A 21841-nucleotide genomic window follows, 5' to 3' on the forward strand; every position below is an offset into this window, starting at 1 on the left:
CCGATGGACAACTGTTTGTTTTGTAAAATCGTCGAGGGGACGATCCCGTCGAACAAGGTGTATGAGGATGATCGCGTTCTTGTTTTCCACGATATTCAACCCGCTGCACCGGTACATGTGCTGATCATTCCTAAGAAGCATATCGCTTCCATGAATGACGTGGCTCCCGAAGATTTTGCTCTGATCGGCGAGATGCACCGTGTTGCGCAAGAAACCGCGAAGAAGCTAGGCGTTGCAGAGAGCGGGTACCGGCTGATCAACAACTGCGGACCCGACAGCGGACAAGCGGTCGCGCATCTGCATTACCATCTGATTGGAGGCGCCAAGCTGGGCGCGTTGGTGCAATCCTCTAGCTCTCACGCGCTCTAAAACTCCTTTTAGAATTTGGAAGAGAAAAAAGCCGGTGCTCAGGTTGACACCCTATTTCTCTTTCCCCTATAATGAAGTTTGATGAACCGTGTTATGCTCTTGGACGGTCTGGTCGGAGGGAGGGAAAACTGGTGTCTGAAACTAAAGTTCGCAAAAACGAGACAATTGATGCTGCACTTCGTCGCTTTAAACGTTCCATCGCGAAAGATGGAGTATTGGCTGAGGTGAAGAAACGTAAGCATTATGAAAAGCCAAGCGTAAAGCGCAAGAAAAAGTCCGAGGCTGCTCGTAAGAGAAAGTTTTAGGAGGATTTAATCAGCGATGAATCTTAGCGAGCGATTGAACGAAGATATGAAGCAAGCGATGAAGAGTCAAGACAAGTTCAAGCTCTCCACCATTCGAATGGTTCGTGCTACGATCAAGAATCTTGAGATAGATTTGAAAAGAACTTTGAACGATAATGAAGTGCTTGATATCCTAAGTCGTGAAATCAAACAGCGCAAAGATGCCCTCCAAGAATTTGAGAAAGCGGGTCGTGACGATCTTGCCGAGCAAGTGAAAGCGGAAGCGGAGATCCTTGCTGAGTACCTTCCCGAACAGCTAAGCGAAGAAGAAATTAAAGTCATTGTACAGCAGACCATCCAGGAAACCGGTGCTTCTTCGAAAGCCGATCTCGGGAAAGTGATGAGTGCACTGATGCCCAAGGTAAAAGGCCGGGCAGACGGTAAGCTCGTAAACCAGACGGTTCAACAGCTTTTGCCATAACTTCGAGAGACAAACACCTTTTACGATGTATTCGTAGAAGGTGTTTTTTCATGTGCGCCCGGCATGGGCGATAAGCAAACCCAGGACAAACGTGTCAAGCGGTTGAACCGCCGTATGCCGAACGGTACGTACGGTGTGGAAGGTCGGCTACTCAATTCATGGGTAGCCTCCTATCCGATTATATATCCCCCCCATGAAAGCCAAGGTTGCCGGCCTAAGCAACCTTGGCTTTTACTTCTCCTTTTCCATTCTCATAAATCCAAGCAGGGCCGCATAATTTGTACAGTAGGGGAAGGAGGATTGTCTCATATGAGCCGGTTTGTCCGCAAAATTCGCAAATGGACGGTCGATGCGCTCGACCTGCCCAGTGACCTTGTATTCGATTTGCCGAGGCTCACCTTAATTGGAGGTCAGCAGCTGTATATAGAAAATCATCGGGGCGTGGTCCACTTCTCTCCCGAAGCGCTGCATTTGGCGCTGAGTGAAGGAACGCTGGAAGTCGAGGGAAGCGGCTTGGTTATTAAAGCCATCATGCCCGAAGAAGTGGTCGTGGAAGGGCGGATCTTCGGCATTAAATATCGTGGAACGGGGGAATGAAGCGTGAAATCACCGGCCTTAAACCAGCTGAGAGGCATCGTTACCATCACGGTCCGCGGAGGATCGATCGAACAGCTTGTGAATGAGATATCTCACCAGGGCATCGACATTTGGGATGTCCAACCCTTGCCCGGAGGGCAAATGAACATGAAGATCGCGCTGCCCGACTTCTTTCGGCTGCGGCCGCTCTTGAAACGGACAGGCTGCCGAATGTCGGTTCAGGGACGCTCCGGGCTCCCGTTTGTGTTAGGCCGCGTATGGAAGAGGAAGGGGTTTATCGCCGGATTCGCTTTATTTGTTGCGGCGATTTTTTGCTTATCTTCGCTGGTCTGGGATGTCGAGGTAGTAGGGAACAAGGAGATTGCCTCCCAAGATATTCTTCAAGCGGCTAGACAAGAGGGCATTTATCCGTTTCAATGGATTTTTCGTTTGCCTGAGCAGGACAAGCTGTCTGCCGAACTCACCCGCAAGCTGCCGGGCACGTCCTGGGTTGGGGTTACCCGTACGGGGACAAAAATCACGATCCAAGTGGTGGAGGCGACCAAACCAAAGGACCAGAAACTGGTCAGCCCAAGCCATTTGATCAGCAAGCATGACGCGGTGATCACACATATTTATGTGGAAAAAGGTCAGCCGGAGGTCAGGAAAAACGATCGGGTGAAGAAAGGACAAGTGCTGGTGTCGGGATTCCAAGGCGGCAAGCTGGTCGTGCCCGTGGCGAAGATCCGCGGTATTGTCTGGCACGAGTATAACATCCAGGTACCGCTGGTATATAAGCAGAAGGTTTACACGGGAGAGCGCAAGCAACGGGGGTATTTATATTTTGGCAATACTGCGATTCAGTTAACCGGTTATGGCAAAGTGACTTATGCACAATCAGAGACGATGACCGATCAGGATCCGTTGACATGGCGCGGTTGGAAGCTCCCGATTGGCTGGATGACCGAGAAGGTGATGGAAACGACGGAGCTTGAGCTGAAACGGACGGAGGAACAAGCAAAACAGGAGGGAATTGAGCGAGCGAAGCGCGATATTCTGGCGAAATACGGCACGGATAGCGTCATTCTGGATCAAAAAATTTTGCATGAGAAGGCGGACAATGGTAAAGTTTATATAAAAGTGCATTTCGAAGTAGAACAGAACATTTCGGAAGAAGTGCCGATAGTACAAGATCAAGGAGAATGAGGCTATTTGTCGGAACAACTGGTGAACATCAAATTACCGCTTCACAGTGCGGCTGAAGGACTCTCTTTGTTTGGCCCTCAGGATTCGTTCCTGAAATTAATTGAACAGCATTTACCAGCAAGCATTGTTTTGCGAGAATCGGAAATTACCATCCGCGGGGAACAACGTGAGGCGGAGAAGGTAGAGCAGTTGTTTGAAGTTTTGCTAGAACTGATTCGGAACGGATATATCTTGACCGAACGGGACGTGTTATATGCCGTCGATTTGGCTAAGGATTTCCGCGCGGATCAGCTGCTTGATTTATATAAAGGTGAAATTGCCATTACTTATCGCGGCAAGCCGATTCGGGTGAAGACGATCGGGCAGAAGCACTACGTTACGACGATTAAGAAACGGGACGTCGTCTTTGGCGTCGGCCCTGCCGGGACAGGCAAAACGTATTTGGCCGTTGTCCTCGCGATTAGCGCGCTCAAGGAAGGCTCGGTCAAACGGATTATTTTGACTCGTCCGGCGGTCGAAGCAGGGGAAAGCCTGGGATTCTTGCCTGGGGATCTCCAGGAGAAGGTGGATCCTTATCTGCGTCCCCTGTATGATGCATTGTACGATGTTATGGGACCGGAGCAGACCGCTAAGGCGCTGGAGCGCGGGTTAATCGAGATCGCGCCGCTTGCCTATATGCGGGGCCGGACGCTGGATGATTCCTTTATTATTTTGGACGAAGCCCAAAATACGACGCCGGAGCAAATGAAGATGTTCCTGACTCGGCTAGGCTTTGGTTCTAAAATGGTAATTACCGGGGACGTGACGCAAATCGACCTTCCCAAAGGGAAGAAATCCGGTTTGGTCGAAGCGAAGGCGATTTTGAGCGGAATCGAAGAGATCGGATTCGTCCAATTTGCCGAGTCCGACGTCGTTCGTCATTCGCTGGTCCAGAAGATTATTATGGCGTACGACCGCGCTGCCGAAAACCAAGGGTAAGCTTCCCAGACGTTGTTAGGGTTTACCATGTTCAGGAGGGCTGTCTAATATGACAAATGACGATCAGCAAAAGAAAAGCGCGTTACAATTCAGATTTGCAGGATGGAAGCATAGCACCAGCGTGCGTTATGTTCTGTTCGCGCTGCTTGTCGTTATGTTCTACGTCAGCTTGGCGCCCAAACTGTTGCCCGAAACGTATGACATTGCGGTAGGTTTGCCGAGCGAGAAGGAAATCTTGGCGCCGATGGACATTCCCGATACCAAGGCGACGCTGAAAGCGCAGGAGGAGGCTGCCGAGAAGGTGGGACAGGTCTACACTATCCTGCCGCTCCGCAACGAAACATTAGTCGCGCAAATGCTTGACCGGATCTTCCGCTTGAACCAGGACGACCAGGTTTCGGAAGAAGATAAGATTAAGATCTATCGCGAGGAGCTGCCGCAGCGCGTTAAGGATTATGTGCAGAACTTCATCATGAACAATCGGAATTCCAGCGTTTATTCGGCGACCTTGTTTGAGGAAGTGACCCAGCGCATTGATGAACAGCAATATCACATTTCGGAAGAGACGTTTATCAAGATCCCTCGCTTAACGGCAGAGGATATCAACGCGATGAAGCCGGTTGCTGCGGATATTGTGGCCCGGCTGACGGCGGATCCGATCGTTGAAGCGCAAACCGCACGGGCAAAAGTCGCGGAAATGGTCAGCACAAGCTCGCTAAGCAAAAGGACTGCACGCGAGGTTGTGCAGGAGCTTGCCCGTCTGTCCATCACCGCTAATAAGTTTTATGATGAAGAAGCAACGAAGGCGGCGAAGGTGGAAGCGCGCGAGAATACGCCTACGGTATATATTAAGCAAGGGGATGTGCTCGTCCATAAGGGCGAAAGAATTACCCAGGAAATGTACACCCTGCTGGAGAAGAACGGCCTTCTCAAGGATGAGGTCGATTATTCACCGCAACTGGGGCTCGTTTTGCTGTCTTTGCTGATGGCGACCGGGCTGATTATGTTTATTCGTCAATCGGAAGGCGCCAGCCGGTTCAAATACAACAACGCGCAGTTCGTTATGCTGCTGCTAATTATTTTTATCACGATTGCTTCGATGCATGTCATCAACATTCTGCAGAGTGAACAGCAGGCTTTTATCGGGTATTTAGCCCCGATTGCCACCGGTGCGATGCTGATTACGCTGTTACTGGATTTGCCGCTCGCTTATCTCTGCTCCTTTTTGTTTAGCGTTCTGGCTAGCATCATTTTAAATCAGCGGCAAAGCGAAATGTTTGATTTTCAGTTTGGGTTCTTCGCTTTGGTGACTTCGTTTGCTGCGATTTTCGCGATTCACCGGGCCAGCCAGCGCTCTACACTGCTCAAGGCGGGGATTATGATCTGCTTGTTTGGCGCGCTGTCGATCTTTGCCCTGCAGCTGATTGATAATCAGGACTGGACGCAAACCAGCACGTTATATGCGCTTGGATTTTCCGTTGCTGGGGGATTGTTGACAACGATTTTGGTCATCGGCTTGATGCCGTTCTTCGAGGTCACCTTCGGCATCCTCTCGGCGCTTAAGCTGGTGGAGCTGTCGAACCCCAACCACCCGCTGCTGCGCAAGCTGTTGACGGAAACGCCGGGGACTTACCATCACAGTGTAATGGTGGGCAATCTGTCGGAGGCGGCAGCCGAAGCGATTGGTGCCAACGGATTGCTGTGCCGCGTCGGTTCGTATTATCACGATATCGGGAAGACGAAGCGGCCGAGCTATTTTATCGAAAATCAGAACAACATGGAAAATCCACACGACTTTATCGATCCGAAGTTAAGCAAATCGATTATTATCGCCCATGCCCGGGATGGGGTGGAGATGCAAAAGGAATATAAGCTGCCGAAGCCGATCCGGGATATTGCCGAGCAGCATCATGGAACGACGTTTTTGCATTATTTCTACCACAAGGCGCTGCGATTGGCGGAGGAACAAGGCGTTGAACCGGATTTCACGGAGGATGATTTCCGCTATCCGGGGCCTAAGGCTCAATCGAAGGAGGCCGCTGTGGTCGGGATTGCCGACAGTGTTGAGGCGGCCGTACGCTCCCTGCGCAAACCAACGGTGGAGCAGGTTGAGTCCATGATCGAGAAAATTATTAAGAGCCGCTTGGATGATCACCAGTTTAACGAATGTGATCTGACGATGCGGGAGCTCGATATCATCGCCCAAACGCTGAAGGAAACGGTAATGGGCATCTTCCATTCGCGGATTGAATATCCGGAGGAAGTCAAGAAGAGTAAAGAGAACGAGGAGAAGGACAGGGGGCAAAACGTAAATGGGCCTACAGCTGGCTTGGAGCAATGAACAGGATAAAATGGAGATCGGTCAAGATCTGATCGATCTCTTGGAGCGGGTGCTGCAGATCGCTGGACAAGCGGAAGGTATCACGGAAGGCGAAGTGGCGCTCACGTTCGTGGACGATGAGGCGATCCACGAATTAAACCGCGATTATCGCGGCATCGACCGGCCGACCGATGTGTTGTCGTTTGCGATGAACGAATCGCTGGAGGAAGAGCCGGAAATCGTCTATGAGCTGGAAGAAGACGAAGAGCTGGACGATATGACCGAAATGCTTGGAGATATCATCATCTCCGTGGAACGGGCCAAAGCGCAAAGTGAGGAGTACGGTCATTCGCTGGAGCGGGAAATCGGATTTCTGTTTGTGCACGGGTTCCTGCACCTGCTAGGTTACGATCATCAAGACGCGGTCAGCGAAGCGGAAATGATGGGCAAACAAGAAGCGGCGCTCGCCGAGGTGGGGCTTGTTCGCTAATGAAGCCGTCGCGCCGCTGGAGTTCATCTTTTCGATACGCGTTGGAGGGAATCGCTACTTCGCTAAGGACTCAGCGTCATGTGCGGTTCCATTGCGTCGCGGCGGTCATTGTGATTGCCGCGGCGATTGCGTTATCCCTTCCCGCGAGAGACGTAGCCTTATTGCTGCTCGTCATCGCCTTGGTTATTTCTCTTGAGCTCGTGAATACGGCGATTGAAGCCGTTGTAGATCTCGCAGCCCCTGAGTGGCATCGTCTTGGCAAGATCGCCAAGGATGCTGCAGCCGGGGCTGTACTGGTCGCTGCGGTTTTTGCCGTAGTGATCGGAATATTGATTTTTTACGAGCCATTGATGCGTTGTCTGGGGCTGCTGTAAGATTGGAGCCCGTAACTTATTTTTGCTTTGGTTGAAGGAGATGATATGGTTATGGATTACGGTCAATTGATGGAAGAAGCGATCGAAGCCCGCAAAGCGGCTTATATTCCGTATTCGGGATTCGGCGTTGGGGCAGCTCTGCTCGATAGCAAAGGACAGGTTCACCACGGTTGCAATGTCGAGAATGCGGCTTACTCCCCTGGGAACTGCGCGGAGCGTACCGCGATGTTTCGGGCGATTGCCGATGGGCATCGACCCGGGACGTTCCAAGCTATCGCCGTGGTTGCCGACACAGAGGAACCGGTTGCGCCTTGCGGGGTCTGCCGCCAGGTGCTGCTGGAGCTGTGCGGGCCGGACATGCCTGTCATCCTGGGCAATCTGAAGGGCGACATCCGTCAGACGACGGTTCGGGAGTTGCTCCCCTACGCCTTCGGCCCCTCCCATCTGGAGGAGCAGAAGTAGTTCAAAAAGGCGGCTTCGGATCACGAAGCGGCGCGCTGATGCGGATTCGACGTCGAATCTTGGATTCAGCTGGGCTTTCCGATCCTGACGTTACTCCAACCGCGATCGAACGCTCCTTGCAGTATCTCTAATGGAACTGAGAGACGTTATTTTGCTGTATAGAGGCGATTGGAATTCTAACGGAACCAGGAGACGTTATTTCGGACTTTTCACGGAAAATGGACGTCGTGAGTGCCGATAAGGGCTCTGAGTTCCGTTAAAGCGGGAAATCGCCGGGAAATGGGCAAATAAGGTCATTACGTTCCGTTACGAACGGTTGGAGACACGGACCGGGAACGCGGACCAAACGGTCGATGAACCGAACCAAACGCTAGGGGACACAGCACACCGCGAAACCAAAGCGAACCACCACAGATTCTCACACAACACGAACTCACAGAACCAACACAGACCGATCCCGTCAGAAAAACGGATCAGGTCACACGAAAGGAACTCAATATATGGCAAAAGCAAAATTCAAATCCGGTTTTGTGGCGATTGTGGGACGCCCAAACGTGGGTAAATCCACGCTGATGAACCATATCATCGGGCAAAAGATCGCCATTATGTCCGATAAACCGCAAACGACGCGGAATAAAATCCACGGCGTCTATACCTCGGAAGAGATGCAGATCGTATTTCTGGATACGCCGGGGATTCATAAACGCCAATCCAAGCTTGGCGACTATATGAATACGACGGCGCTCAACACGCTTGGCGAAGTCGAGGCCGTGTTGTTCCTCGTTGATGCCGCGGAAGGATTGGGCGGCGGCGACCGCTTTATCATCGAACGGCTAAAGGATGTACGGACGCCGGTCATTCTGGTGCTGAACAAAATCGACCGCGTTGAGCCGGAGCAACTGCTGCCGTTGATTGAAGAGTACAGCAAGCTTTATCCATTCAGCGAAATCGTGCCGATTTCCGCAATGCTGGGGAACAACGTAAACCGGCTGCTGGAGCAGATCGGCAAATACCTGCCGGAAGGACCGCAGTATTATCCGGAGGATCAGGTCACGGACCATCCGGAGCAATTTGTCTGCGCCGAGCTGATCCGTGAGAAAATCTTGCATCTCACCCGCGAGGAAGTGCCGCACTCGATCGCTGTCACGATTGAAGATATGCGCGTGCAGGAGAACGGCGTGGTGTACATTTCCGCGGTCATTTTCGTCGAGCGTGATTCCCAGAAGGGGATCATTATCGGCAAGCAGGGGGCGCTGCTGAAGGAAGTAGGTAAGCTGGCCCGGCAAGATATCGAGAACCTGCTTGGATCGAAGATTTTTCTTGAGTTATGGGTGAAGGTGAAGAAAGACTGGCGTAACCAAGAACGGATCTTGAAGGACCTCGGGTTCCATAAGGACGCTTAAGGCGTAACGTTTAGTTCTAGCTTTATACTGGGAGTTATTGCAACGCATAGATCCCGTTCATGCGCACATCCTATTCTTTGTAGATGCAGGCGTCATTTCCGAAGAAAGGGTGAATACGAATGCGAGATTTTTCGTGGAAGTATTTTGCGATGACTGGAGATGTCGATGCTTACTTGCTTTATAAAGAAGCCAGCAGCGCGTATGAGGAGGAGGCTGCGGCTGCCGAAGAGCTGATTCTAGAGGCAGAAGCCGAGTAGTACGGATCTGGCGGGAGAGGCGAGTTTGGGGGAAACGAAATGCTCTACAGGGTGGAAGGAATCGTCATCCGCAGTATGGACTATGGGGAAGGCAATAAAATTATTACATTATGTACCGAAACGAGCGGCAAAATCGGGGTACTGGTGCGCGGCGCCAAGAAGGTGAAGAGCCGCCACGGGGCCCTGACTCAGCCTTTTACACATGGAGAATATGTGTTCTTCCGCCAAAACGGCGGTTTGGGCACCTTAAACCAGGGTGAGATGATTGAGTCTCACTTTTCTTTGCGTGAGGACCTATTTCTCGCGGCTTACGCTTCGTATGCCTGCGAGCTGTTGGACAAGACGCTGCAGGATGAAGAGGTGGGCAGCTTCTGGTTCACTCAACTGAAAGCTTGCCTGGATGGTTTATCGTCGGGCAAGGACCCGCAGATCGTCACCCACCTGTTCGAAATGAAAATCTTGCAGGCTGCAGGCTACGGTCCTTCGTTTGAAAGCTGCGTTTCCTGCGGGCGAGTTGACGATTCACCGTATGTCAGCCCGCGGCTAGGCGGGAGGCTCTGCCGATCCTGCCGTCACCAAGATCCGGCCGCGATGCAGGTCACACCGGGAGTGCTTAAATTGCTCATGTTATTTGAAAAAATGGACCTGCGCCGGCTCGGAAACGTAGAGGTCAAGGACGAGACGAAACGGGAGCTAAAGACCGTGATGCGCGCCTTCATGGATATGCAGCTTGGGCTGAAGTTGAAATCCCGTCATTTTCTCGATCAACTGGACAAGTATGAAATTTGACGAACGCGATAAAATTAGTTAATATATAAAAGAATTTCTCCCTCGAAGTGTCATTTTCAAGAGGGAGACTTGTGCGTTGAACGGGAAGAGTAACAAGAAGAAGTCTATGAACTCCTTTTTCTGAGTCGATGTTGGTGGATCAGGAGAGGAACAAGCGACCGGGGAGGGTGGGAGCCCGGATAGGCGGTCTTGTGAAGCGGCAGCCCGGGAGCACAAACCGATCGTGAAAAGCGGATTTGCCGGCAATGGTCACCGATAGGAGGCCGCGGCAAATCAAGTAGGGTGGAACCGCGGGAACTTATACGTATGAGGAAATGGCCTCTTACAGCTCTCGTCCCTACGTCTGACAGCAGGCGTAGAGGCGGGGGCCTTTTATTTCTCCCTTCTAGCCCATGCTTGCTGAACAAACCTGAAGGTTAGGAGATGAGGTTCGCCATGAGTATCAACTTTCAACAAATGATTTTGACGCTGCAGCAGTTCTGGGCAGAACAGAATTGCATCGTCGTGCAGCCGTATGACGTGGAAAAAGGGGCCGGTACGCTGAACCCGATGACGTTCCTGCGTTCGATTGGCCCTGAGCCGTGGAATGTGGCTTACGTGGAGCCTTCCCGGCGTCCAGCGGACGGGCGTTACGGGGAGAACCCGAACCGGCTGTACCAGCACCATCAGTTCCAGGTGATCATGAAGCCATCGCCGGATAATATCCAGGAGATTTACTTGGAAAGTTTGAAACGGCTGGGCATCAATCCGCTGGAGCATGACATCCGGTTTGTCGAAGACAACTGGGAGCATCCGGGCTTGGGCGCATGGGGCCTCGGCTGGGAAGTTTGGCTAGACGGCATGGAAGTCACGCAGTTTACTTACTTCCAGCAAGTCGGCGGGATCGAAACGAATCCGGTAGCCGTAGAAATCACTTATGGGATGGAGCGTCTGGCCTCCTACATTCAAGACAAGGAGAACGTGTTTGAGCTCGAATGGGTGGATGGCACGACTTACGGTGATGTTTTCCATCAGGCCGAATATGAGCATTCCAAATACACGTTTGAAATCTCTGACGTGAAAATGCTGTTTACGCTGTTTAATATGTACGAGCAAGAAGCTAACAAAGCGATGGAGCAGCATTTGGTGTACCCGGCTTACGATTATGTGTTGAAATGCTCGCATACGTTTAACCTGCTGGATGCCCGCGGCGCGATCAGCGTCACCGAACGGACAGGGTATATTACGCGGGTGCGGAATTTGGCCCGTCAGGTTGCCGCAACTTACTTGGAGGAACGCGAGAAGCTTGGATTCCCGATGCTTCAGAAAGGGGGTGCTGCACGTGGCTAAGGACCTGCTGTTTGAAATTGGACTTGAAGAAATGCCGGCCCGGTTTATCCGCGCTGCGATGGAGCAATTAAAGGAGCGGACGGTGAAATGGCTGGAGGAATCGGTCATACAGCACGGAGCAGTCGAAGCTTATGCGACCCCTCGCCGATTGGCCGTTCTCGTCAAAGACGTGGCAGAGAAGCAAGAGGACGTGCATGAGGAGGTTAAAGGGCCTTCGCGTAAAATCGCCCTGGATGAAAACGGACAGTGGAGTAAAGCGGCGCTTGGCTTTGCCCGCAGCCAGGGTGCCAGCCCGGAACAGTTTACGTTCCGTGAGGTTGGCGGCACGGAGTATGTTTATGTCAGCAAAAGCCGGATTGGCGTAGAGACTTCCAGTCTTCTTGCCGAGGGATTGCTGGGCATTTTGCAGGCGATGAATTTTCCGAAGAACATGCGTTGGGGGAATTACGACTTTAAATTCGTTCGCCCGATTCGCTGGCTGGTTGCGTTGTTCGGCAAAGACGTTATCGAGCTGGAAATCGCCGGGGTGAAGTCCGACAATGTTACGCGGGGACACCGGTTCCTTGGAACGGAAACGGTGATCGAAGAGCCGGCAGCCTATGTGGAAACGCTGCGCAGCCAGCACGTGATCGCGGACGTCAATGAACGTCAAGCCTTGATTCAGAACCAAATCGAAGCCTTGGCCAAAGAAAAAGGCTGGCATATCGCCGTGAAGGAAGATTTGCTGGAGGAAGTATTGTTCTTGGTCGAGACGCCAACGGTGCTGTATGGTACGTTTGAGGAGTCGTTCCTGAACATTCCGCAGGAAGTGCTTATTACCTCGATGCGTGAGCATCAGCGCTACTTCCCGGTGCTGAATGCGCAAGGCAACCTGCTTCCTTACTTCGTCACAGTGCGTAACGGGAACAACACGTCGCTGGACGTGATTGCCCGCGGTAACGAGAAGGTGCTTCGTGCCCGCTTGTCCGACGCGAAATTTTTCTATGAGGAAGACCAGAAGCTGGCGATCAAGGACGCGTTGTCTAAACTGGAGAGCATCGTGTTCCATGAGGAGCTTGGCACGATCGGGGACAAAGTGCGCCGCATCCGTCGCAATACGGAGAAGCTGTCGGCGATGCTGAGGACGGATACCGGAACGGCCGAAGCTGCTGCGCGTACGGCTGAAATTTGTAAGTTTGACCTGGTTACCCAGATGGTTTACGAGTTCCCTGAATTGCAAGGGGTTATGGGTGAAGATTATGCCCGTAAAGCCGGCGAACCGGAAGTGGTGGCGAAAGGGATTTTTGAGCATTACCAGCCGCGATTTGCCGATGATGCCGTACCCGCTTCGACCGTTGGCTCGATCGTCAGCATTGCTGACAAAATCGACACGATTGTTGGATGCTTCTCGATTGGGATCATTCCAACCGGCTCTCAGGATCCGTACGGGCTGCGCCGTCAGGCTGCCGGCATTGTGCAGATCATTGTGGAGCATAAGCTGTCTGTTTCGCTCACTGACATTTTCAAGCTGGCGCTGGAAACGCATCAGCAATTCCGCGGGCTGAAACGCAGCGAAGATGAAATCATGAAGGATCTGATGGATTTCTTTGGCTTGCGTGTCAGAAAGACGCTTTCGGACGAAAACCTCCGCTACGACGTCGTGGATGCCGTTCTGTCGGCAGGTTATGATGATGTCGTCTCCACGGTAGCTCGCGGCAAGGCGTTGATGGAAGCGGTGGATACGAAGGAAGAGTTCAAAGCAACTGTTGAATCGTTTGGACGGGTCAGCAACCTGGCGGCCAAAGCCACCGGAGAGAAGGTTCGCTCCGATCTGCTAAGCGAACCGGCGGAGCAAGCGCTGTATGAGGCATGGCGTTCGATCTCGGATAAATACCGGGAAACGCTGGCTTCCCGCGACGCGGCTGGTGCGCTGGAGCTGATCGGCGGGTTAAAAGATGCGATTACGGTTTTCTTTGATGCCGTCATGGTTATGGCCGAGGACGATGCGATCCGGACGAACCGGTTGGCATTGCTGGCGGCTATTGATGAAGATCTCAAAGCCTTTGCCGATTTCGGCAAACTGGTTTGGGCATAATAGAAGGCAATGAAGCAAAAGTGTGGCTGACGGCAAGCGAAGGGCTTGCCGTCAGCCATCCATCGCTATTCGGCACATATCGATGAGTTTCGGCACGGTCTTGTTTAGATTCAGGCATTTCGAGGTTATATTGTAATACATGGAGGCGTGGTGGATGCGGATCGTCGTCGATGGGGATTCCTGTCCGGTCAAGGCTGAAATTGTCGAAACGGCCGGCAGATTTGGTGTACCTGTGATCATGGTGGCCTCATATGATCATGTTCTGCAGCCGGAGCCGGGAGTGACGGTTGTCCAGGTTGATCGCAGCGGACAAAGCGCGGATATGTATATCGCCGCTCATGTAGAGAAGGGCGATATCGTTGTGACCCAGGACTACGGGCTGGCGGCATTGATCATTGCGAGAGATTGTCACGGGATATCTCCACGCGGCGATATCTACCATCCGGGAAATATCGACTATTTGCTCGAACGCCGTCATCACCATGCGAAAGCAAGGCGGGCAGGGCACCGCGCCAAGGGCCCCAAGCCTTTTACCATCGAGGACCGTGAGCGGTTTACGGACGCTTTGTCAAAACTTTTGATTCGTTTGCAGGAGAATGTATAGTTTTAGCGAATTACTATTTACGTGTCACCCGAGAGCAGCAAAATGTCGGTGCTTTTGACATTTTGAGCGATACTCACGCGTGAAAGATGAAGGTGATTTGGATGAGTACCGGGCGTGGCATTCCGGAGGAAGTCATCGAGGCGGTTCTGCGTCAGCACGATATCGTCGATACGGTCAGCAAGCACGTTCATCTAACGAAGCAGGGGAAGTATTTGAAGGGGTTATGCCCGTTCCATTCGGAGAAGACCCCGTCGTTTACAGTCACACCCGAACGCCAAATTTTCCATTGCTATGGCTGCGGCAAAGGCGGAAATGCCATCAAATTCAGGATGGAAATCGAAGGATTAACCTTTCCCGAAGCTGTCAGAATCATGGCGGACGAGGCGCATATCCCTTACGAGGATAAGGGCAGAGGTTACGCCGATACCCCGCGTAACCGGGAGTTGGAAGAGCTGCTGCAGGCCCATGAGTGGTCCTCCAAGCTTTATCATTATTTGCTCAAGAACACCGAATACGGAAAGCCGGCGATGGAATATTTGAAATCCCGCGGCTTTACCGACAAGGCCATCGATACGTTCCAGATTGGTTACGCACCCGCCAGATGGGATACGCTCGTCCAGTTTTTGGACAAGAGATCATTTAATCTGGAAACGATGGAGAAGGGTGGATTGCTGTCATCGAAGCAGGACGGTTCCGGTTACGTGGATCGCTTCCGCGACCGGGTCATCTTCCCATTGCACAACCGAAACGGCAAAGTGATTGCGTTTGCGGGCAGAGTGCTCGGCGACGGGCAACCGAAATACTTAAATTCGCCGGAAAGTAAGCTGTTTACGAAGAGCCGTGTTCTTTACAATTTGCATCAAGCCAAGAACGAGATCCGCAAGACGGGCCAAATCGTCCTGTTTGAGGGTTACGGCGATGTCATCAGCGCATGGGAAGCCGGAGTTCACAACGGTGTCGCCACCATGGGGACCGCTTTGACGGAACACCATGCGGCGATCATGCGGAGCCTTGCCGATGAGGTATTGGTCTGCTATGACGGAGACTCCGCCGGTCAGGCTGCAGCCTTAAAGAGCATCCCGATCCTCGAAGGCGCAGGATTCTCCCAGGTAAAAATCGCAATGCTCAGCGAAGGGCTGGACCCTGATGAATTTATCCAAAAGTACGGAGCCGAACGGTTCCGCCATCAAGTTTTGGATGGTGCGGTATCTTCCGTTAAATTTAGGCTTATATATCTGAGAAAAAACCATATACTGCTAGAAGAAGACGGAAAGATCGCTTATATCAAAGAGGCGATGTCGATTATTGCGGCGCTCTCCTCCCCAAGCGAACGCGAAATTTATTTGAAGGAGCTCTCCGCCGAATTGCAGGTGTCCTTCGACAGCTTGAAGCAAGAGTGTAACGAGCTGAGAACGGCTATGCAAAAAAAGGCAAATGCCGGGGATAATAAGCCCGAAAGGTGGAATAATGGTAGGCATAAAAAAGGGCAGGCATCCATGCCGACGTTGCTGCCCGCTTTTCATGTGGCGGAACGGAGACTGCTTTCATTCATGCTGCAGGACGAAGAGGTGTCCCGCTATGTAGGCGAACGCCTTGGGACGAACTTTAACATCGAAGATCATGTGGCGATTGCCGCTTATCTATACGCCTATTACGCGCAAGGGAAACCCCCGGATGCCAGCCGTTTCATTTCCTCACTTCAAGATGAGCGGCTAGAGCAGACGGTCATCTCGATCGCGATGATGGATACACCGGCCGAATGGACAACACAGGAGCTGGACGATTGTATCCGTGAAATTCAGAAGGTGCCGCTGCTGGAGCAGATCAAACGTAAGAAAGAGGAAATGGTTTCGGCCGAACGGGCCGGTGACTATTTGCGTGCGGCGCAAATTGCAAGTGAGATTATTGCCCTAGAGAGACAGTAAGACGAACGGACTTTCGATGATGTTTCTAGGGAGGAGGGAGCCAGAAATGACGAATGAACAACATACTGAACTAGAAACGGAACTCACCTTGGATCAGGTAAGGGATCAATTGATCGAACAAGGGAAGAAAAGATCATCCTTAACTTATAAAGAAATTATGGAGAAGCTTTCGCCATTCGATCAGGATCCCGAGCAAATGGACGAGTTTTTTGAACAATTGGCCGATCTCGGCATCGACATTACCGGTGACGGCGACGATGATCATCGGAGCCGCGGCGATGGAGACGACTCGCATGACGATGATTTTAATTATGACGACGACCTCTCGCTTCCTCCGGGAATCAAGATTAACGATCCCGTTCGGATGTATCTGAAGGAAATCGGACGTGTACCGCTGCTGTCGGCGGACGACGAAATGGAGCTGGCCAAACGGATCGAAAACGGGGACGAAGAGGCAAAGCGGCGCTTGGCTGAAGCCAACCTGCGGTTGGTTGTCAGCATCGCCAAACGTTATGTTGGTCGCGGCATGCTGTTCTTGGACTTGATCCAAGAAGGAAATATGGGCTTGATTAAAGCCGTGGAGAAATTCGACCACAAGAAAGGCTTCAAATTCAGTACCTATGCCACCTGGTGGATCCGTCAGGCCATTACCCGTGCGATTGCCGACCAGGCCCGAACGATTCGGATTCCGGTTCATATGGTCGAAACGATCAACAAGCTGATTCGGGTATCCCGGCAGCTGCTGCAAGAGCTGGGACGCGAACCTGCTCCGGAAGAAATCGCTGCGGAGATGGATCTTAGCGTGGAGAAGGTCCGGGAGATCATGAAGATCGCCCAAGAGCCGGTTTCGCTGGAAACGCCGATCGGGGAAGAGGACGACTCCCATCTTGGCGACTTTATCGAAGACCAGGAAGCCTTGGCGCCAGCCGACGCAGCGGCTTACGAGCTGCTGAAAGAACAGCTGGAGGATGTACTGGACACGCTCACTGAACGCGAAGAGAACGTGCTCCGTTTACGGTTTGGACTGGACGACGGACGTACAAGAACCCTTGAGGAAGTGGGGAAAGTCTTCGGCGTAACGCGGGAGCGTATCCGGCAAATCGAAGCGAAAGCGCTCCGTAAGCTGCGCCATCCTAGCCGCAGCAAGCGGTTGAAGGACTTCCTCGAATAGGCGTCATCGCCTGCAATCTTGACCTTCTGCAGCCAAGCAGCAAGGTCATTTTTGTTACAGCGGCGCTTTATGGACGTAGACCCGGAAGCAGGTCGATAACGGCTCTGATGTCCGTTAAGCGTCGTCCCTTTCTTTTGGAATAATTTCCTTCTTTTTCTTTATTGTTTTTTATTTTACCGTTTTTCCCTGGGCATTGCAAATCGCTGTGGAGCTGCTTTCCGCGGTATGTGATGCCCTGGCACTTTATTATCGATCGCTATGTGGCATATCTGCTATTGTTGTGAATTAAGGAAAAAATGGGTGGTGTGGATAACGACATGAAATTGTCAGCTAGATTGCAGCTTATTGCCGACTGGCTTCCGGCCGGATGCCGGTTTGCCGATATCGGTTCAGACCACGCGCTGCTGCCCGTGGCTGCTGTGCGCAGCGGACAAGCGGTCTTCGCCGTCGCCGGCGAAGTGAACGACGGCCCGCTGGAAGCGGCACGCCGTCAGGTGGCTGAAGCCGGGGAGACGGCGCGGATCTCTGTCCGCAAAGGGGACGGACTCGCCGTGATTGCACCCGGCGAAGTTGACGTGATCACCATCGCCGGGATGGGCGGGGCGCTGATCTCCTCCATTCTCGATGCCGGCCAAGCGAAGCTGGCCGGTGTCAAGCGGCTCGTGCTGCAGCCGAACGTTGGCGGAGAATTTGTCCGCCGCTGGTTGCTCGAGCACGATTGGTATTTGGCCGAAGAGGCGATCTTGGAGGAGGACGGCAAAATTTACGAAGTGCTTATGGCCGAAGCCCAGCCGGATGCCGAGGTCCGGAACGCTGAGCTGTACCGTGAACGCCAGCTGGCGGGAGGCCGGGTCAGCTTGACTCGCGAGCTCCTGCTCATGATGGGGCCTCGATTAACCGCGGCCCCCAATGAAGTCTTTTTCAGGAAATGGGAATCAGAGCTTCGTAAGCTGGAGGGGATCCGCCGGTCGGTGGCTTCCTCAACGCTGGAGGCATCCCGTCAGAAGGAAGCGGAGCTTACCCGGTTATCGGAGCAGTTAAAGGAGGTGCTGGCATGTTTGCCAAAGGACAAACAGTAGTGCAATACATGGAGCAGCTGGCTCCTAAGCATGTGGCGATGGAGGGGGACAAAATTGGCCTCCAACTAGGCAGCCTGCAGAAGGAAATTCGGGGCGTGCTCGTAGCATTGGACGTGAATGAGGAGGTTGTAGACGAGGCAATTGCCTTAGAGGCGGATCTGATTGTCGCCCATCATGCCATCATTTATCGTCCGCTGGCTCATTTGCAGAGCGACACGCCGATGGGCAAGGTGTACGAGAAGCTGATCAAAAACGATATCGCGGTATATATCGCGCATACGAACCTCGACGTCACGGACGGCGGGATGAACGACTGGATGGCGGAAGCACTGGGCATCGAAAGCGCCGGTTCGCTTGAAGATGTGCATACGGACAACCTGTATAAACTGGTCGTATTTGTGCCCAAGGATCACCACGAGCCGGTGCTTCAGGCGATGTTGAACGCAGGGGCAGGCCACATCGGTAACTACAGCCACTGCAGTTTCAACCTCGAAGGCTTCGGCACGTTTAAGCCGGGAGAAGGGACCGCCCCGTATATCGGCAGCCAAGGCAAGCTGGAGCGGGTCGAGGAGGTACGCATCGAAACCGTTGTGCCGCAGAGCCTGCGCAACAAGGTCATTCAAGCGATGCTGAAGCAGCATCCGTATGAAGAGGTAGCCTATGATCTGTATCCTATGGATTTGAAGGGGCGCACTTTTGGACTTGGACGGGTTGGGAAGCTAACGGAGCCTGTTACGCTCCGGGACTTCGTGCAGCGCGTCAAAGAGCGACTGGACGTGCCGATGGTTCGAGTTGTCGGGGATTTGGACCGGCCGATTCGCAAAGCTGCAGTCTTGGGCGGTTCAGGCGGACGGTATTGGAAAAATGCCCAATTCCGCGGGGCGGACGTGCTCGTCACCGGGGACGTAGATTACCATACCGCACAGGATGCCTGGATGGCAGGGGTTGCGATCGTCGACCCGGGGCATAATGCGGAGAAGATCATGAAGCCTCGCGTTGCTGCTTGGCTGACTGAAAAATTAAGCGAAGACAAATATGCAACCCGGGTACATGCTTCCCAGGTCAACACCGAGCCGTTTCGATTTATGTAAAAGGGCGTCTGGGACCTACGAATATCCGTCTCCAAAGCTGGCAGGAAACGTCAGCCTTACCGGAAAAGCGCTCTTGTCAGCGGACGGCAATGTCTGTATACTAACTAGTGTTGCCTTACGAAAGTTTGACAGACAATCGCCGGCGGCTGCATAGCCGCGGGAGGAAAGTCCGGGCTCCACAGGGCAGGGTGCTGGATAACGTCCAGTCAGCGCGAGCTGAAGGATAGTGCCACAGAAATGGACCGCCGATGGACTTCTCCACTTCGTGGAGGGGTCACAGGCAAGGATGGAACCGAGGTGTAAGAGACCCCGAGGAACGCTGGCGACTTCGTTCCTGGTAAACCCCACCTGGAGCAAGACCTAATGGGACGCAGCTTCTTTGCGAAGCGGCCTTTGCCCGAGGCGCGTCCGGGTTGGTTGCTGGAGCCGCTCAGTAATGTGCGGCCTAGATAGATGATTGTCACTCAAGGCGGGAGGGTGGTTCCCGTTATACCGCAACGAGTACAGAACCCGGCTTATGGCAAACTTTCATCACTAAAGGGAACATGACTTATATCAATGTCAAAGCCTCCGCATCGCTTGGATGAACTTCCAGCGATGCGGAGGCTTTTGGTTTAGGAAGTTATTTGACGCGATCCACCGCACGCTCCATTTTACGTTGGACTGACTGCGGCCAGAACTGCAGCGGAGCTGCACTGCCACCAGCAGCCTGCAACGCGGCATAGACGTCGATCTGCCCGTACCCGTAATATTTGTCCCGACCTTTTTCACCAAGATCGATGACGTTCTTCCGGATAATGTCCATGACCTCGGTGTTCTTCAGGTCTGGATTCACCGATCGGATCAGAGCAGCGAGAGCTGCGACGTGCGGGCTCGCCATCGATGTCCCGGATAACGCGGCATACTGATTATCCGGATAGGTGCTGGCGATGCTTTCACCTGGGGCCATCACGTCGATGTGATCGCCGTAATTGGAGAAGGAAGCTTTCTGCATGTTATAGTCGGTTGCCGACACGGACAACACTTCAGGATAAGCGGCAGGGTACCCTGGACGTTCGGTATTATCGTTCCCTGTAGCCGCAATCAGCACCACATCCCGCTCATATGCGTACTTGATCGCTTCATGCAAAAACTGGGCATCGGCGTAGTTGCCAAGGCTCATATTAATCACTTTAGCGCCGTGGTCCGTCGCCCAAATGATGCCCTGGGCCACCGAATACGTTGTGCCTGAACCGGATTTGTCTAGCGCCTTCACCGGCAATATTTTGCCGCCCCACATCATGCCGGCGATCCCTTCGCCATTGTTCACATTGGCGGAAATGATGCCCGCCACATGCGTGCCATGCCCAACATCATCGGTAGGCTCCTTGTCCGGTTCGATCACGTTGTAGCCCTTCAGCAATCGGCCCTGCAGATCAGGGTGCGTCAGATCCACGCCGGTATCCACGACCCCTACGATCACGTCGTTGCTGCCCTTCGACAATTTCCAGCCGCGGTTCGTCTCGATAATCGGCAGATTCCATTGGTATTCGGAGAACAGCAAATCGTTTGGAATCTCGGGATTATCTTCGGTGCCTTCGGTGCCAGCTACCTTATCGTCTTCGTAATAGTAGCTCTCCGGATCGTCCCAAATGCTGTCGCCGTTTTCATTGGTCAGATAGAGATAATGCGGCTCGATATACTTTGGCTGCCATTTATTTTGAAAATATTGCTTCAGCTGATTCATGCTCATCGTGTCCGAACGGAAGATGTAGGTGCTGTTCAGCTTCCGCGGCGGTTTGCCGGAGATGTCGGCCAAAATCTGCTTTATTTGCTCGTCTGTTGGCTTGCTGTGGAACATTACAACGATTTCGTTCTCGTAGTAATGGCTTGCTTTTTCGTTGTCATGCCCCGTCTTCACCGTAATGTCTTTCAGCGTGTCCGCATGCACCGATTCTACCTTGAATTTGCCTTCCTTCGGATAAGGAATCAAACGCAGGTTTTTATGCTGGTGATCCTGCACCCGCCCTAAGATTCCGATATCCATTACTGCGATAATCCCTTGCTTTTTGCCCTTCACCGGCTCTGCAGCAATGAAATATTTCGGCTGCTTCTCAGGGAAGGAAGGCGATTCATAACTGCTTGATTTGCTTAACGCTTTTTTCGCGTAACCCAAATAGGTGTTGAGCTGCTTACTTACAGCCGGATCCGGTTTAAAATCCTCCCGCCGAAACTGCCGGGTTTGCCCTTTTGTGGCATCGTACCAGAGGATCGCCTGAAAATGCTTATGATCCTTCTGCAATTTCTGCGCGGCATCTTGCAGCTTGTCACCTATGCTGCCGGGAGAGCTTGCCGCAAGCGAACGAAGATGCCCCCGAGCGTCCATCCGAGATAACCGTTCGGTTGCGGTCATATCCCGTTTCAGCATGCTTTGCTTTAATTTCTGCTCCTCCGCCGGCTTTGGCACGGTTAGCTGAGTTACGGATTTCCGTGGAGTTGTCTTGTCATTGTCCGCGGATGGGAGAAGAAGCGAAACCGCAGCTACCGCCGCAGCACCCGTTAACCCCAAAGCGGTCCATCTGCGCCAGTTCATCAGTTAA

21 protein-coding genes and 1 other RNA gene are annotated in these 21841 nt (G+C 52.7%); 21 read left to right on the forward strand and 1 reads right to left on the reverse strand.

Features of this window, described 5'->3' with window-relative positions; genetic code table 11:
* Positions 1–3 precede the first annotated feature (3 nt).
* From POTG_RS14320 to rnpB, 21 genes are all read left to right on the forward strand, one after another.
* Positions 4–369, forward strand: a complete 366-nt coding sequence (locus POTG_RS14320) for a histidine triad nucleotide-binding protein (protein WP_009225544.1) — start codon at positions 4–6, stop codon at positions 367–369.
* 131 nt (positions 370–500) lie between these two features.
* Positions 501–674 carry a 30S ribosomal protein S21 gene (gene rpsU / locus POTG_RS14325; RefSeq protein WP_005547957.1) on the forward strand — a complete coding sequence of 58 codons (174 nt, stop codon included), beginning with the start codon at positions 501–503 and terminating at the stop codon, positions 672–674.
* Positions 675–690: 16 nt separating this feature from the next.
* Entirely contained in the window at positions 691–1134 is a 444-nt protein-coding gene (locus POTG_RS14330) for a GatB/YqeY domain-containing protein (protein ID WP_009225545.1), read from the forward strand.
* A 309-nt stretch (positions 1135–1443) separates the two neighbouring features.
* Positions 1444–1731 carry a sporulation protein YqfC gene (yqfC, locus tag POTG_RS14335; RefSeq protein ID WP_009225546.1) on the forward strand — a complete coding sequence of 96 codons (288 nt, stop codon included), beginning with the start codon at positions 1444–1446 and terminating at the stop codon, positions 1729–1731.
* Positions 1732–1734: 3 nt separating this feature from the next.
* Positions 1735–2916, forward strand: a complete 1182-nt coding sequence (yqfD, locus tag POTG_RS14340) for a sporulation protein YqfD (RefSeq protein WP_009225547.1) — start codon at positions 1735–1737, stop codon at positions 2914–2916.
* 6 nt (positions 2917–2922) lie between these two features.
* Positions 2923–3894, forward strand: coding sequence for a PhoH family protein (locus tag POTG_RS14345; protein WP_009225548.1), 972 nt, complete (start codon positions 2923–2925; stop codon positions 3892–3894).
* 49 nt (positions 3895–3943) lie between these two features.
* Positions 3944–6235: an HD family phosphohydrolase gene (locus tag POTG_RS14350; RefSeq protein ID WP_009225549.1), complete on the forward strand. Its 2292-nt coding sequence runs from the start codon at positions 3944–3946 to the stop codon at positions 6233–6235.
* The gene (gene ybeY, locus POTG_RS14355) at positions 6207–6704 is read left to right on the forward strand and encodes an rRNA maturation RNase YbeY (protein WP_009225550.1); all 498 of its coding nucleotides are present in this window, start codon (positions 6207–6209) and stop codon (positions 6702–6704) included. The genes POTG_RS14350 and ybeY overlap by 29 nt, the downstream gene beginning before the upstream one ends.
* The gene (locus tag POTG_RS14360) at positions 6704–7078 is read left to right on the forward strand and encodes a diacylglycerol kinase family protein (RefSeq protein ID WP_009225551.1); all 375 of its coding nucleotides are present in this window, start codon (positions 6704–6706) and stop codon (positions 7076–7078) included. The genes ybeY and POTG_RS14360 overlap by 1 nt, the downstream gene beginning before the upstream one ends.
* Positions 7079–7129: 51 nt before the next feature.
* Positions 7130–7540, forward strand: a complete 411-nt coding sequence (gene cdd, locus POTG_RS14365) for a cytidine deaminase (RefSeq protein ID WP_036645588.1) — start codon at positions 7130–7132, stop codon at positions 7538–7540.
* 500 nt (positions 7541–8040) lie between these two features.
* A complete protein-coding gene (era, locus tag POTG_RS14370) occupies positions 8041–8943 on the forward strand; it encodes a GTPase Era (RefSeq protein ID WP_009225553.1) in 903 nt (300 codons plus the stop codon).
* A 119-nt stretch (positions 8944–9062) separates the two neighbouring features.
* A complete protein-coding gene (locus POTG_RS23265) occupies positions 9063–9200 on the forward strand; it encodes a YqzL family protein (RefSeq protein WP_009225554.1) in 138 nt (45 codons plus the stop codon).
* Between the two features lie 39 nt (positions 9201–9239).
* Complete coding sequence (gene recO, locus POTG_RS14375) at positions 9240–9989, forward strand: DNA repair protein RecO (RefSeq protein WP_009225555.1); 750 nt, start codon at positions 9240–9242, stop codon at positions 9987–9989.
* Between the two features lie 441 nt (positions 9990–10430).
* Positions 10431–11318 carry a glycine--tRNA ligase subunit alpha gene (glyQ, locus tag POTG_RS14380; RefSeq protein WP_036645656.1) on the forward strand — a complete coding sequence of 296 codons (888 nt, stop codon included), beginning with the start codon at positions 10431–10433 and terminating at the stop codon, positions 11316–11318.
* Complete coding sequence (glyS, locus tag POTG_RS14385; RefSeq protein ID WP_009225557.1) at positions 11311–13392, forward strand: glycine--tRNA ligase subunit beta; 2082 nt, start codon at positions 11311–11313, stop codon at positions 13390–13392. The genes glyQ and glyS overlap by 8 nt, the downstream gene beginning before the upstream one ends.
* A 154-nt stretch (positions 13393–13546) precedes the next feature.
* A complete protein-coding gene (locus POTG_RS14390; RefSeq protein WP_036645591.1) occupies positions 13547–13996 on the forward strand; it encodes a YaiI/YqxD family protein in 450 nt (149 codons plus the stop codon).
* Positions 13997–14097: 101 nt separating this feature from the next.
* A complete protein-coding gene (gene dnaG, locus POTG_RS14395; RefSeq protein ID WP_036645594.1) occupies positions 14098–15921 on the forward strand; it encodes a DNA primase in 1824 nt (607 codons plus the stop codon).
* A gap of 46 nt (positions 15922–15967) precedes the next feature.
* A complete protein-coding gene (rpoD, locus tag POTG_RS14400) occupies positions 15968–17092 on the forward strand; it encodes an RNA polymerase sigma factor RpoD (RefSeq protein WP_009225560.1) in 1125 nt (374 codons plus the stop codon).
* Positions 17093–17409: 317 nt separating this feature from the next.
* Entirely contained in the window at positions 17410–18171 is a 762-nt protein-coding gene (locus POTG_RS14405) for a tRNA (adenine(22)-N(1))-methyltransferase (RefSeq protein WP_036645658.1), read from the forward strand.
* On the forward strand, positions 18147–19262 hold the full coding sequence (locus tag POTG_RS14410; protein WP_009225562.1) for a Nif3-like dinuclear metal center hexameric protein: 1116 nt from the start codon (positions 18147–18149) through the stop codon (positions 19260–19262). The genes POTG_RS14405 and POTG_RS14410 overlap by 25 nt, the downstream gene beginning before the upstream one ends.
* Before the next feature lie 120 nt (positions 19263–19382).
* Positions 19383–19795, forward strand: an RNA gene (gene rnpB / locus POTG_RS22775) — RNase P RNA component class A.
* 89 nt (positions 19796–19884) lie between these two features.
* Here the strand turns inward: rnpB and POTG_RS14415 are convergent.
* Positions 19885–21834 carry a S8 family peptidase gene (locus POTG_RS14415; protein ID WP_009225563.1) on the reverse strand — a complete coding sequence of 650 codons (1950 nt, stop codon included), beginning with the start codon at positions 21832–21834 and terminating at the stop codon, positions 19885–19887.
* Between the last annotated feature and the right edge of the window lie 7 nt (positions 21835–21841).

Source organism: Paenibacillus sp. oral taxon 786 str. D14, from assembly GCF_000159955.1.
GTDB classification, from domain to species: Bacteria; Bacillota; Bacilli; order Paenibacillales; family Paenibacillaceae; genus Fontibacillus; species Fontibacillus phoenicis.